The organism is Delftia sp. PE138 (assembly GCF_018320755.1).
Lineage (GTDB): Bacteria > Pseudomonadota > Gammaproteobacteria > Burkholderiales > Burkholderiaceae_C > Comamonas > Comamonas tsuruhatensis.
On sequence record NZ_JABEPN010000003.1, the window covers coordinates 339,126 to 352,835 of the forward strand.

At 66.4% G+C, this 13,710-nt stretch carries 12 protein-coding genes; 10 read left to right on the forward strand and 2 right to left on the reverse strand.

Annotation, left to right across the window (positions count from 1 at the left end; genetic code table 11):
* Nucleotides 1–129: 129 nt before the first annotated feature.
* Entirely contained in the window at nt 130–873 is a 744-nt protein-coding gene (locus HFGMBDPB_RS13885) for a TetR/AcrR family transcriptional regulator (protein ID WP_016452290.1), read from the reverse strand.
* 130 nt (nt 874–1,003) lie between these two features.
* Between HFGMBDPB_RS13885 and HFGMBDPB_RS13890 the strand changes: the two genes are divergently transcribed.
* The 8 genes from HFGMBDPB_RS13890 to HFGMBDPB_RS13925 all read left to right on the forward strand — a co-directional run bounded on the left by HFGMBDPB_RS13890 (nt 1,004) and on the right by HFGMBDPB_RS13925 (nt 9,953).
* Nucleotides 1,004–1,888: an ABC transporter ATP-binding protein gene (locus tag HFGMBDPB_RS13890; RefSeq protein WP_047217533.1), complete on the forward strand. Its 885-nt coding sequence runs from the start codon at nt 1,004–1,006 to the stop codon at nt 1,886–1,888.
* Entirely contained in the window at nt 1,885–2,766 is an 882-nt protein-coding gene (locus HFGMBDPB_RS13895; protein WP_017406956.1) for a branched-chain amino acid ABC transporter permease, read from the forward strand. Before HFGMBDPB_RS13890 ends, HFGMBDPB_RS13895 begins: the two co-directional genes overlap by 4 nt.
* A 22-nt stretch (nt 2,767–2,788) precedes the next feature.
* Nucleotides 2,789–3,826, forward strand: coding sequence for a branched-chain amino acid ABC transporter permease (locus HFGMBDPB_RS13900; protein ID WP_034365427.1), 1,038 nt, complete (start codon nt 2,789–2,791; stop codon nt 3,824–3,826).
* A 37-nt stretch (nt 3,827–3,863) separates the two neighbouring features.
* Nucleotides 3,864–5,045, forward strand: coding sequence for an ABC transporter substrate-binding protein (locus tag HFGMBDPB_RS13905; RefSeq protein WP_212645604.1), 1,182 nt, complete (start codon nt 3,864–3,866; stop codon nt 5,043–5,045).
* Nucleotides 5,046–5,070: 25 nt separating this feature from the next.
* Complete coding sequence (locus HFGMBDPB_RS13910) at nt 5,071–5,889, forward strand: ABC transporter ATP-binding protein (RefSeq protein WP_016447277.1); 819 nt, start codon at nt 5,071–5,073, stop codon at nt 5,887–5,889.
* A gap of 145 nt (nt 5,890–6,034) precedes the next feature.
* Nucleotides 6,035–7,870, forward strand: a complete 1,836-nt coding sequence (locus tag HFGMBDPB_RS13915) for an AMP-dependent synthetase/ligase (RefSeq protein WP_212645605.1) — start codon at nt 6,035–6,037, stop codon at nt 7,868–7,870.
* Between the two features lie 7 nt (nt 7,871–7,877).
* Nucleotides 7,878–8,666 carry an enoyl-CoA hydratase/isomerase family protein gene (locus HFGMBDPB_RS13920; protein WP_212645606.1) on the forward strand — a complete coding sequence of 263 codons (789 nt, stop codon included), beginning with the start codon at nt 7,878–7,880 and terminating at the stop codon, nt 8,664–8,666.
* A 99-nt stretch (nt 8,667–8,765) separates the two neighbouring features.
* Nucleotides 8,766–9,953 carry an acetyl-CoA C-acyltransferase family protein gene (locus HFGMBDPB_RS13925; RefSeq protein WP_016447274.1) on the forward strand — a complete coding sequence of 396 codons (1,188 nt, stop codon included), beginning with the start codon at nt 8,766–8,768 and terminating at the stop codon, nt 9,951–9,953.
* 63 nt (nt 9,954–10,016) lie between these two features.
* Here HFGMBDPB_RS13925 and HFGMBDPB_RS13930 read toward each other — a convergent pair whose 3' ends face one another.
* On the reverse strand, nt 10,017–11,054 hold the full coding sequence (locus HFGMBDPB_RS13930) for a recombination-associated protein RdgC (protein WP_212645607.1): 1,038 nt from the start codon (nt 11,052–11,054) through the stop codon (nt 10,017–10,019).
* 309 nt (nt 11,055–11,363) lie between these two features.
* Between HFGMBDPB_RS13930 and HFGMBDPB_RS13935 the strand changes: the two genes are divergently transcribed.
* A complete protein-coding gene (locus tag HFGMBDPB_RS13935; protein WP_212645608.1) occupies nt 11,364–11,909 on the forward strand; it encodes a Spy/CpxP family protein refolding chaperone in 546 nt (181 codons plus the stop codon).
* A 176-nt stretch (nt 11,910–12,085) separates the two neighbouring features.
* On the forward strand, nt 12,086–12,718 hold the full coding sequence (locus tag HFGMBDPB_RS13940) for an acyloxyacyl hydrolase (RefSeq protein ID WP_046984862.1): 633 nt from the start codon (nt 12,086–12,088) through the stop codon (nt 12,716–12,718).
* The last annotated feature ends 992 nt before the right edge of the window (nt 12,719–13,710 follow it).

Consider the following 13,710-nt stretch of genomic DNA (forward strand, 5'->3'; position numbering starts at 1 on the left):
TTTTAGAGAGTGCGAAAAACTGTTTAACCACAACGACTTATAAAGCGCCCCAAAATTGCCGGAGGCTCTTTTAGGCTCTTGGAAACACCTCTATAGAACCAAAGCTCTGCGGGCATGTGCGGCTTCGGCTCAATCCTTGGAAGGGTTTGCCGCGCGCTTTGCGGAGGCCGCGCGCCGAGCAGGCTCCGCCCTGCGCAACACCCCCCCCATCAAGGTATCAATGCACTGCTGCGCCACTTCCTCGGCCGAGTACTGGCCGCCGGGCTGGTACCAGCGGCCTATCCAGCTGAGCGCGCCAGCAATCACGAAGGCCGTCATCTTGGGGTCGCAGGGGGCCAGGGAGCCCTCCTGCACGCCAGCGGCCACCAGGCGCCGGAAGGCCTGGTCTATGGCGGCCTTCTGGCGGCGCAGTTCGCGGCGGCTGTCGGGGGGGACCTGTTCGTCGCCGACACGGATCAGGCACATGCCGAAGTCCATGGTGACGATGCGCGCATAGACCTGCATGCAGGCGCGCAGCTGGTCCACGGCTTGGCCACCTGCGCGGCGCGAGGCCTCGATGCCTTCCAGCGTCATGGCCAGGCCCTGGTTCACGCACTGCAGCAGGATCTCGTCCTTGTTCTTGACGTAGTAGTACAGCGTGGGCTTGCTCACGCCCAGCCGCGCGGCGATGTCGTCCAGCGAGGTGGCGGAGAAACCGCGCTCGTTGAACAGCTGCGCGGCGGCCTGCAGCACGGCCTGGCGCTTGGCCTCGCGCTGCTGCTCGCGGTCGGGCGTGCCGCTCCAGGGCGAGTCCACGGCGGGCGCCGCACGGCCTTTGCGGGCGCGGGTTCCGGGGCTGGGTCGGGTCTTGGTTTCAGGGCTCGATGGCTTCATGGCGGCGGTCGCACCGGGGAAATCACCGATGCTGCATGCGGTGGGCGACAACCAGAATCTACTCCAAAGTAAACAGCCTACGCATCAGTAGGCTCCTGCCCGGCTCGACGAACCAACGCACGAGACAGCCATGGAGACACACCCCGACGGCGGCCCGCCCGCCCCCTTGCTGCAGGTCGATGGCGTCACGCTCGCCTTTGGCGGCGTGAAGGCGCTGTCGGGCGTGGGCTTCGATGTGCAGCCCGGCTCGATCACGGCGGTGATCGGCCCCAACGGCGCGGGCAAGACGTCGCTGTTCAACACCATCTCGGGCTTTTACCGGCCCACGGGCGGCTCCATCCGCTTCCAGGGCGAGGACATCACGCGCATGCCGGCGCCGCGCCGTGCGCGGCTGGGCCTGGGGCGCAGCTTCCAGAACATTGCGCTGTTCCGGGGCATGACGGTGCTGGACAACATCAAGCTGGGCCGCCACGCCCACCTGCGCACCAACGTGCTCGACGCCCTGCTCTACCTGGGCCGCGCTCGCCGCGAAGAGGCCGAGCTGCGCCGCGACATCGAGGAGCGCATCATCGATTTCCTGGAGATAGACCACATCCGTCATGCGCCCGTGGCCGCCCTGTCGTACGGGCTGCAAAAGCGCGTGGAGATGGCGCGCGCCCTGGCCATGCAGCCGCGCATCCTGATGCTGGACGAGCCCGTGGCCGGCATGAACCGCGAGGAGACCGAGGACATGGCGCGCTTCATCCTCGACGTGCGCGCCGAATGGGGCGTGACCGTGCTCATGGTGGAGCACGACATGGGCATGGTCATGGACCTGTCCGACCATGTGGTGGTGCTCAACTTCGGCCAGGTCATCGCCCAGGGCACGCCCGCCCTTGTGCAGGCCGATCCCGAGGTGAACCGGGCCTACCTGGGCGCGGGCGACGTGGGCGAGCTGCGCCAGCGGCTGCGCGGCGCAGCCGAACGGCCAGCGTCCACCGAGCACCTGCCCGCCATGGCACAGAGGGCCGCATGATGGACTGGGCCTACCTGTTCGAGATCGCCCTCACGGGCCTGGCCGGCGGCGGCCTGTATGCGCTGGCCGCGCTGGCCTTCGTGGTGGTCTACAAGGCCACGCGCGTGGTCAACATCGCCATCGGCGAGCTGCTGATGGTGGGCGCCTACCTGTTCTTCACCTTCGCGGCCATGTTCGCGCTGCCGCTGTGGCTGGCCATTCCCGCCGCCGTGCTGGGCACGGGGCTGCTGGGCGCGCTGATCGAGCGCACGATGATCCGGCCGCTGCTGGGCGAGCCGCCGATCTCGGTGTTCATGGTCACCGTGGGCCTGGCCTCGGTGCTGGTGGGCCTGGTGGAGCTGATCTGGACGGCCGACCAGCGCCGCCTGCCCGAGTTCATGCCCACGCAGCCCGTGATGATCGGCGAGGCCTTTCTCGCGCCCAAGGTGGCCTGGGGCGCAGCCGTGGCCGTGGTCTTCATCGCGGCCGTGCTGCTGGTGTTCCGCTACTGGCGTGGCGGCGTGGCCCTGCGCGCCACGGCCAGCGACCAGGCAGCGGCCTATTCGGTGGGCATCAACGTGCCGCGCGTGTTCTCGCTGGCGTGGGCGGTGTCGGCCATGATCGCCGCCGTGTCGGGAATCATCGTCGGCTCCATCGGCGGCATCTCGTCGAGCATGGGCGTGTTCGGCCTGTCGGTGCTGGTGGTCGTCATCGTGGGCGGGCTGGACAGCGTGCTGGGCGCACTGGTCGGCGGCCTGTTCATCGGCCTGGTGGAGGCGCTGGCCGGCGCCTACCTGGGCGGCGAATACAAGCTGCTGGCCACCTTCATCGTGCTGGTCGTGGTGCTGATGCTCAGGCCCTACGGCCTGTTCGGCACGCACGAGATCGAGCGGCTCTAGACAGTTTCGCAAGGACGGCAGCATGCGCATAGGCACCCTCAAGGAAAGCTACATCGCCGACGCGGCGCTGTTCGACTCCCGCACGCAACGCATCTGGCTGGCCGTGGCCGGCGCGCTGCTGCTGCTGTTCCCCTTCATGGCCAGCGACTACTGGCTGTACCTGGCCTGCCTGGTCAGCATCAACGTGGCCAGCGCCACGGGGCTGAACATCCTCACGGGCTACACGGGCCTGGTGAGCCTGGGCCAGGCTGCCTTCATGGGACTGGGCGCCTACACGGTGGCCATCGTGCAGGCGCGCTGGGGCACGCCCGTGCTGTTCAACCTGCTGGCGGGCGGCTTCGTGGCCATGCTGGGCGGCATCGTGGTGGGCCTGCCCTCGCTGCGCGTCAAGGGCCTGTACCTGGCGATTGCCACCATCGCGGCCTCGTTCATCGCGCACTTCCTGTTCGCCAACCTCAGGCTCACGGGCGGCACGGCCGGCCTGACGCTGCAGCCGGCCACGGTGTTCGGCGTGGCGCTGGATACGTCGTTCCGGCTGTACTGGGTGATCGTGCCGGTCACGCTGCTGATGCTGCTGGGCGCGGCCAACCTGTTTCGCACGCGCACAGGCCGCGCCTTCATCGCCATCCGCGACCGCGACATCTCGGCCGAGGTGCTGGGCATACCGCTGCTGCGCTACAAGCTGCTGTCGTTCGGGCTGTCCTCGTTCTACGCGGGCGTGGCGGGCGGGCTGTGGGCGTACTTCTTCCGCGTGGTCACGCCTGAGAGCTTTCCGCTCTTGATGTCCATCTTCTTTCTGGCGGCCATCATCGTCGGCGGCATGGGCTCCATCCTGGGCTCCATCCTGGGCGCGGTCTTCATGACCATGGTGCCGGAGCTGCTCAAGCTCATCGTGGACCTGCTGCCCGGCGGCTCCGAGCTCACCGTCTTCCTGTCGCCCGTGCGCACCATGGTGTTCGGGCTGCTGATCATCGTCTTTCTGGTCTTCGAGCCGCAGGGGCTCGCACAAATGTGGCGGCGCCTGCGCCGCTTCTTCCACCTGTGGCCCTTCCGCAATTGAGGCGGCGCCGCGCACGACAAGCAAAAGGAGACAAGCAATGCAGCAACACCCGACCTCCTCGCGCCGCCGCAGCCTGCTGCTGGCGGCCGGCGCCAGCCTGGCCGCACCGCTGGCCGCCCGCGCCCAGGCTGGCGGCGAAGACATCGTGATCGGCGGCTCCATCCCCATGACGGGCGTGTTCGCCTTCGCGGGCGTGGGCATCAATGCCGGCATGGGCGACTACGTGAAGATGGTCAACGAGGCCGGCGGCATCAAGGGCCGCAAGGTCCGCTACGTGCCCGAGGACACGGGCTACAAGGTCGATGTCTCGGTGGCCGCGTTCAAGAAGATCACCAGCCAGAACAAGGTCAATCTCTACTACGGAGACTCCACGGGCTTTTCCAAGACCATCAACCCGGAGCTGGACCGCAACGGCGCCATCCTCATGGCGGGCGCCTCCTTCGCCACCGAGCTCAACAACCCGGCCAAGTACCCGAACCAGTTCCTCGTGGGACCCGACTACACGGAGATGTTCGGCATCCTGCTCAAGCACGTCGCCAAGGAAAAGCCGGGCGCCAAGGTGGCCTTCGTCTACTCCGACTCCGAATTCGGCCGCGACCCCATCGAGGCCAGCGAGGCGGCCGCCAAGAAGCTGGGCCTGAACATGGTGGCCAAGCTGATGACGCCGCCCGGCAGCGTGGACGTGTCCACCGAAGTCATCAAGCTGCGCCGCGCCGCGCCCGACTACACCATCTTCCACGGCTACATCCTCGCGCCCATTCCCGAGTTCATCCAGCAGGGCAAGCAGATGGGCATGACCAGCCGATGGATGGGCACCTTCTGGACCATGGACAGCTCCACCGTCATGAAGATGGGCGAGGCCGGCGACGGCTTCATGGGCGTCATGCCCTACCGCTACTACTACGACACCTCGGCCAAGGCGCCCATGCTGGACAAGATCCGCGCGCTGCGCCCCGAGTACCAGAGCACGGCCTATATCCAGGGCTTTCTGGCGGCCATGCTGTTCGTGGAATCGGCCAGGCGTTGCCTGGACGCGGGCAAGCCGCTCACCGGCCCCAACCTCAAGGCAGCGCTCAACTCCATCAAGGACTTCGACACGGGCGGACTGATCGGCGTGCCCATCACCATCAAGGGCAATTCCATCCCCGTGGGCCGCGTCTACAAGGCGGACATGAAGGCGCAGAAGATGCTGCCTGCGTCCGACTGGATCGCACTTTGACCGTCGTCCGAACAGACGCCCGCACATGACCGAGCAGCCCACGGACAAGGTCCTCGAAATCAACAACATCGAGGTCATCTACAACAAGGTCGTGCAGGCCCTGCGGGGCCTGTCGCTGGCCGTGCCGCGCGGCCAGATCGTGGCGCTGCTGGGCAGCAACGGCGCGGGCAAGAGCACCACGCTCAAGGCCGTCTCCGGACTGCTGGCGCTGGAGGACGGCCTGCTGGCCAGCGGCAGCGTGCGCTACAACGGCCAGTCCACCGCGCAGTACGCGCCCCAGCAGCTGGTGCGCCTGGGGCTGTCGCATGTGATGGAGGGCCGGCGCGTGTTCGAGGACCTCACGGTGGAGGAAAACCTCGTGGCCGCGACCTACGCGCTCACGGGCCGCCATCAAGTCAAGCCCGACTTCGACCTGGTCTACAGCTACTTCCCGCGCCTGCATGAGCGACGCAAAGGCCTGGCCGGCTACCTGTCGGGCGGCGAGCAGCAGATGCTGGCCATTGGCCGCGCGCTGATCGCCGAGCCCCAGCTCATGCTGCTGGACGAGCCCTCGCTGGGCCTGGCGCCCAAGCTGGTGGAGGACATCTTCACCATCATCGCGCGCATCAATGCCGAGCGCGGCACCTCCATGCTGCTGGTCGAGCAGAACGCCACCGTGGCCCTGGCCGTGGCGCACAGCGGCTACATCATGGAGAACGGAAAGATCGTCATCGACGGCCCGGCCGAACGCCTGGCCCAGGATGCCGACGTGCGCGAGTTCTACCTGGGCATGGGTGGTGGCGGCGAGGCAAAAAGTTTTCGCGACCTGAAGCACTACAAGCGCCGCAAGCGCTGGTTGTCATGAAGCACCCCCTGAGTCGCTTCGCGCCTTCCCCCTCTCTCCCGCTTCGCGAGGGAGGGGGACAGCACCCTCGGTGCGGGGCGGCCCTTCCTCGGTGCTCCCGTGTGGGGGCACGCCAGTGTCACAGGCAGCGCGATGGGTCATTGATATGAAGAACCTTCCCGAACTCACCCTGCCCCAGATGCTGGCCGAACGCGCGCGCAGCGATGCCCGGCGCGTGGCCATACGGCAAAAGGACTTCGGCATCTGGAAGCCCACCAGCTGGGCGCGCTACCACGAGCGTGCCAGCCACTTCGGGCTGGGCCTGGCGCAGCTGGGCCTGCCGCCAGGCGGCCACATGGGCGTGATCTCCGAGAACCGCATCGAGTGGGTGCTGGCCCAGATGGGCGCGGGCCTGATCGGCGCCATCACCGTGGGCGTCTACCCCACCAGTCCCACGCCCGAGGTCGCCTACGTGGCCGGACACGCGGACATCGCCATCATGGTGTGCGAGGACCAGGAGCAGACCGACAAGCTGCTGGCCGCCCTGCCCGAGCTGCCGCAGCTGCAGAAAATCATCGTCATGGAGACCAAGGGCCTGCGCAGCCTTGCGCCCGAGCTGCGCGCCCTGATCACCACCTTCGACGAGGTCGAGCGCCTGGGCGCCCAGGCCGCCAGCCGCGCCCCCATCGAACAGGCGCTGGCACGCCAGACGCTGGATGACGTGGGGCTGATGATCTACACCTCGGGCTCCACCGGCAAGCCCAAGGGCGCCATGATCACCTACCGCAACATCCGCGGCGTGGTGCCCGGCATTGCCGAGCGGCTGGGGCTGGATGGCGGCACGCGCCACCTGTCCTACCTGCCGCTGTGCCACGTGGCCGAGCAGATGCTGACCAGCTTCGTGCCGGTCTACCTGGGCTCGCAGGTGCACTTCGGCGAGTCCATCCGCACGGTGCAGGAAGACCTGCGCGAAGTCGCGCCCAACATGTTCCTGGGCGTGCCGCGCATCTGGGAAAAGCTGCATGCGGCCATCAGCATCAAGATGCAGGAGACCGGGCCGCTGCGCCGCACGCTCTACCGGCGTGCCATGGCGGCCTGCGCGCCGCTGGCCGAAAAGCCCCGCAGGCAATGGAGCCTGGCCGAACACCTCACCTGGGCCGCCAGCTACTGGAGCGTGCTGCGCGCACTGCAGAACTTCATCGGCCTGCGCGAGGCGCGCGTGGCACTCACGGGCGCCGCGCCCATACCACCCGACGTGGTGCGTTTTTTCCGCACGCTGGGCGTGCCGCTGATCGAGGTCTACGGCCTGACCGAATCCACGGGCATGGTCACGGGCCACCGGCTGGACGACGTGTCCGTGGGCAGCGTGGGCGTGGCCACCGAAGGCGTGCAATGGCGCATTGCCAGCCTCGGCAGCAGCGCGGGCCACGAGGGTGACGACAGCGGCGAACTGCAGATCAAGGGCGACATGGTCTTCGCGGGCTACTACAAGAACCCCGAGGCCACGGCGCAAAGCATCCAGGACGGCTGGCTGCACACGGGCGACGTGGTGCGCGTGCAGGGCGGCCAGCTGCGCATCGTGGACCGCCTCAAGGACATCATGATCACCGCCGGCGGCAAGAACCTCACGCCCTCGGAGATCGAGAACACCATGAAGGCCAGCCCCTTCATCAAGGAGTGCATCGTCGTGGCCGAGGGCCGCAAGTTCGTGGGCGCGCTGGTGCAGATCGACTACGAGACCGTGGGCCAATGGGCCCAGGCGCGGCGCATTGCCTTCACGCATTTCCGCTCCCTGGCCGAGATGCCCGAGGTGCGCGCGCTCATCGAGGCCGAGATCGCGCAGGGCAATGCGCGCCTGGCCCAGGTCTCGCATGTGCGGCGCTTCCATCTGCTGACCAAGGAGCTGGACCACGACGACGGCGAAGTCACGGCCACGATGAAGGTGCGCCGTTCTTCCATCTACAAGACCTACGCCGCCGAAATCGACGCCCTGTACCACTGAGCCTCCCATGACCGATACGCAAGACACCCCGCTGCGGCTGCAGCGCGAAGGCGCCATCGCCACGCTGACCTTCCACCGCCCCGCCGCCCTCAATGCCATCGACGTGCCCATGGCACTGGCGCTGCGCGACGCCGTGCGCGCCCTGGCCCAGGACCGCGCGCTGCGCTGCGTGGTGCTGGAAGGCGCGGGCCGCGCCTTCATGGCGGGCGGTGACCTGGACACGCTGGCCGCCGACCCCGTGCGCGGCGCGGCCGAGCTGCTGGCGCCGCTCAACGAGGCCGTGGTGCTGCTGGGCCAGCTCGATGCGCCCGTCATCGCCAAGGTGCATGGCGCGGCGGCAGGCGCAGGCCTGTCGCTGATGCTGCAGGCCGACTTCGTCTACGCGGCCGAGGGCACACGCTTCAACCTGGCCTACATCAACCTGGGCGCCAGCTGCGACGTGGGAGCCTCCTGGGCGCTGCCGCGCATCGTGGGCCTGCGCAACGCGCTGGAGATCGCCATGCTGGGCGAGACCCTGGACTGTGCCGAGGCGCTGCGCCTGGGCCTCATCAACCGCGTCCTGCCGCCCGCCGAACTCGACGCCGCCGTGCAGCAGCTGGCCGAGCGCCTGGCCGCCGGCCCCACGGTGGCGCTGGGCCATATGCGCCGCCTCATGCGCGCGGGCCTGGACCGCAGCCTGCGCGAGCAGCTGGCGGCCGAGGCCTGCGCCTTCGATGCCTGTGCGCGCACGGCCGACCTGCCGCGCGGCATTGCGGCGTTCCACGCCAGGCAGGCGCCGCAATTCGAGGGACGTTGACCTGCGCCCGGAACTGACGCCGAGGCGGCTGCGCTGCCTGCCGCCTGCCCGGCACAATGCACTCCATCCCCCGTGTTCATCGCTTCGAGGAGCTTCACCATGACCCCACGCGACGTCTTCGTCGTCGGCACTGCGCGCACCGCCATCGGCACCTTCGGCGGCAGCCTCAAGGACGTACCCAACACCCAGCTGGCCACCACGGCCGTCAAGGCGGCCATGGAGCGCGCGGGCCTGGCGCCCGACGCCGTCGGCCACGTGGTCATGGGCAATGTGATCCCCACCGATACCAAGGACGCCTACCTCTCGCGCGTGGCCGCCATCGATGCGGGCTGCCCCATCGAGACGCCGGCCTTCAACGTCAACCGGCTGTGCGGCTCCGGCCTGCAGGCCATCGTCTCTGCCGCCCAGGCCATTGCGCTGGGCGATTGCGACGTGGCCATCGGCGGCGGCAGCGAGTCCATGAGCCGCGGCCCCTACTTCGACCAGGCCGCGCGCTGGGGCGCGCGCATGGGCGACGCCAAGAGCATCGACTACATGCTGGGCATCCTGCACGATCCCTGGCAGAAGATGCACATGGGCATCACGGCCGAGAACGTGGCCGAGCGCTACCACATCAGCCGCGAAATGCAGGATGAACTGGCAGCGGCCAGCCACCAGCGCGCGGCCGCTGCCATCGCGGCCGGCCACTTCAAGGAGCAGATCGTTCCCGTGGAAATCGCTACGCGCAAGGGCGTCGTGGTATTCGACACCGACGAGCATGTGCGCGCGGCCACCACCATCGAAGTGCTCAGCGCCATGAAGCCGGCCTTCCGCAAGGAAGGCGGCACCGTGACGGCGGGCAATGCCTCGGGCATCAACGACGGTGCCGCCGCCGTGGCACTGGCCGCAGGCGATCGCGTGGCTGCCCTGGGACTGAAGCCGCTGGCGCGCCTGGTCGGCTACGCCCATGCCGGCGTGGACCCCGCCTACATGGGCATAGGCCCCGTGCCGGCTACGCAGAAGGTGCTGCAGCGCACGGGCCTGAAGATTGCAGACATGGACGTCATCGAGGCCAACGAGGCCTTTGCGGCCCAGGCCTGCGCCGTGATCCAGCAACTGGCGCTGGACCCGGCCAAGGTCAATCCCAACGGCTCGGGCATCTCGCTGGGCCACCCGGTCGGCGCCACGGGCGCCATCATCACCACCAAGGCCATCGCCGAACTGCAGCGCACGGGCGGCCGCTATGCGCTGGTGACCATGTGCATAGGCGGCGGCCAGGGCATCGCAGCCATCTTCGAAAGGGTCTGAGCGCCCTGGGGCGCGGCGATGTTTCACATGAAACATTGCCGGCCCGGGTGCCTTGCTGCTGGCTCAGAACGGCGCTTCTTCAGGCGCCGTGTCCACGGGTGCCGTGGCCGGCCCCGTCAGCGCTCCACGGCCCGATGCCGCTGCGCGCGGTGCCGTCGCGGGAGCGTGGGCAGCAGGCGTCTGCAGCGATGCGGGAAGATCCTGGCCCAGGCCCGTGCGCCCTTCCCCGCCCAACGCCTCGATCAGATCGGGGATGAGCCTGGACAGCTCGCCCGTGGCAATCGCCACGTCGGCATCGAAGCCGCCGTCGTCCTGCGACTGGCCTTCCATCACGGCATCGAGCAGCGCGATCTTGCGGATCTGCAGACCCTCGGTCAGCACAAAGCTCACGCGGTCGTCCCAGGTCAGCGCCAGGCGTGTGGGCAGCTTGCCGTGCTCGATGTGCTGGCGCACCTCGTCGATGTCCAGCGGATGGCGCGCATAGCGCACCACGGCCTTGGATTCGTCGGCGGCCTTGAGCTCGCATTCACGGTCAATCGAAAAGCCGGCCGGGCTTTCCTGCGTGGTCAGCCAGTGCGCCATGGCGGCCTGTGCGCTGGTCTGCGTATCGACCAGGGCCAGCGCAAAGCCTGTGAGGCCCTCCACCAGCGAGCTGACCACCTCGTCGGCGCGCGCCTGGCTGCCGGTGTCCAGCACCAGGGTGCGGGCCTGCGGGTCCAGCCAGACCCACATGGCGCCCTGCTTGGTGAAGGCCATGGGCAGCAGGTCCAGCTTGGCCTCGTCCTTGAGTTCCTTCTTTTCCTTCTTGCCGGGCTTGCGGCCTTCGGTGGCCTCGATGTGGGCGGCCTTCTCGTTGACGCGGCGGTTGAGCACGCTGGCCGGCAGCATCTTGGCCTCGGTCATGAAGCGCATCACCCACTGATTGGCCACGGACTCGGCCAGCGGGCCATGGGGCTCACCGCGCGGCGGCACCCAGCCGGCGCTGCGCTCCTGCGTGGCGCCGCACTCGGCAAACGGGCTCTTGCTCAGGGCTTCTTCAAGCTGCTGCAAATCGCCCTGCCAGCTCTCGGCAATGCGATAGACGATCATGTTTTTGAACATAGCGAACCTTTGCTCGGACGGACTGCGGCCGTGCCGCAAGAGGGTGTGCAACACCGGGCTGCGCCGCCTCCATCCAGAGGGAGAAAACAGAAAAAACAGCAGGGGCGCCATGCCTTGGCGCCCCGCCCGGCCATTGTGCATGCCTGGCGCCAGACAGCGCTGCACAAGCTTGTCAATTCTTTACAAGCCCTGCGCAAAACCTCACGGCCCCGATACATCGGACGACCACACTTCAACCATCCGCTGCACAGGGCCCGCCAAGTGCCTTGACGGCGGCCTTCAGTCACCCTCTCCAGAAAGGATTTTGGAATGACCACCACCTTCCGCCGCACCCTCGCCAGCGCCGCAGCTGCCACCGCCTTGCTGGCATCGTTCGCCCTGCCCTCGTACGCCCAGACCGCCGCGCCGGCAGCACCGGCTGCAGCCACCACGCCCAAGCCCGAACGTCCCATGCACAAGCCCGGCGAGCGCCGCGAACACATGCTGCAGCGCATCGCCAAGCTCAAGGCCGACCTCAAGCTCACGCCGCCCCAGGAGACCGCATGGAACACCTATGCGGCCACCTTCAAGCCCGGCGAGCGTCCCCAGCGCATGGAGCGCGAGGACTTCGCCAAGCTGACCACGCCCCAGCGCATCGACAAGATGCGTGAAATGCGCGCCCAGCGCGCGGCCGATGCCGATCGCCGCGGCGAAGCCACCAAGGCCTTCTACGCCCAGCTGGACGCCAACCAGCAAAAGACCTTCGATGCCGCCACGCTGCACAAGGGACACCCTGGCCACCACGGCATGGGCCACGGCCCGCGCCATGACCACAAGAGCGGCCAGGCCCGCCCTGCCCCGGCACCTGCCCAGTAAGCGCCAGCCTGGCCTGCCTGCCACCGGCGGGCAGCCGGATTGCTTGAGCCAGCCCTTGCACGGACGCCTTGTCGGGCGACCGACAGTGCAAGGGCTTTTTTGCTGACGCCCCGGTCTTCACCAGCCTCCCTAGAGTGTTACAGGCACAGCAACGTGTGCCGCCCCCGGAGAAGATCATGGCCCTCAAAATCATTCAAACGACGCCATCCAGCTACCAGCGCCTCGCCAAGGCACGCATCCATCCGCCAGCACGCCTGGCAGCGACCGTGATGCTGGCCTGCGCAGGCGCTGTCCTGCCGATGGCGACCCAGGCGCAATCCTTGGCGCCGGAATCCACCCCTTCCCTGTACCTGCAATATGGCGCGGCCGAGCGCAGCGCCGACAGCTGGACCCTGGGCGTTACCGTGCCCTGGCGCAACTGGCGCCATGCGCTGTGGGGCGGCCAGCTCAGCGGCTACTGGGATATCTGGGGCGCGCGATGGTCCGCCCCCCTGGAAGGCAGCCACCGCAGCACCTGGGTGGTGGGCATCAATCCCACGCTGCGCTGGCGTGGCAGCAACGGACAGTCGCCCTGGTTTGCAGAAACCGGCGTGGGTCTGAGCTGGGCACTGAACCGGCGCTACGTCACGGACGAGAAGGAATTCCCGACCCGCTACAACTTCGCCACCCATATCGGCGTGGGCTACCTGTTTGGCAACCAAGGCCAGCATGAACTGGTGCTGAGGCTGGAGCACCATTCCAACGCTGGCATCAAGAAGCCCAACCCCGGCGAAAACTTCCTGCAGCTGCGCTACGCCCACCATTTCTGACCATCGCTGCAGCCCAGCCCCGACCACCCGCGAGGTGGTCTTTTTTTTGCCCGCTGCAGGCCTGTGGAAAAACCTGGGTATAAAAACCTTGTAAATCCATGCTTATCCACACGATGGATGCATCGCGGAAAGTTGTTCCCAAAACGGGTGCAGCTGCAAGGCAGCATCCACCACAGGGTTTGCATACTCATAACTTATTGATTTTCCATGTGAAAAATCAGTTATCAACAATTAAGCGCTTCACTTACTACTACTACTAATTAAAAAATAGAAGAAATAGGAATAACAGCCGAGCTCGGTTTTTCACAGCACGAACGCCGATCTGGACAAAAAAAGCAGCCCTCTTGCCCAGGAAAAGCTGCTTGTCAAAAGATCACAGCATGGTCAGACCCTGTGTTCATCCATGCATCACAGGTCTGCCTTCTGAGTGGTAAACGCTTAAATTTCTTTTAAATCAATAACTTACGAGAAAACATCACAAAAAAAGCCTGTCATGCAAAACTGTGGATAGAAGATGATCAACTTTCAAGTTATCCACAGAAAAATCCGTGACATGCAATCTATCCCCGTTGGCAAGACACCGGGAACAGGGCGTTGACCACATGTTTTTCAGTACGCTATATCCTTGTTTTTTTTAAGGTAATGGCAGTTATCCACAGAGATATCATGCCTCTACTACTACGACTATTCTTTATAAGAAGATCAAAGAACAACCAAAGGCGAAGTCACGCCGGGAAGCCAAGGCAGCCAGGTTTGCCAAAAAAACAGACGCGTGAGCTTGGCTGGAGCCAGGCATGTGCAAAGAAGGACTGCGCTCCAGCGAAATTGGCGCGCCTGTCTGCAAAAAATCCGCAAGACTCCTGGGCGATGGCCTTGCTCATGAAGACAAGACGTCACCCGTCACCCGGTTGGCATGCAGGTGAACGACGGCCTTTTTCACGCCAGGCTGTGAACAACCAGGGAAAACTTCGAGGAAACGGCGTCTCTCGCAC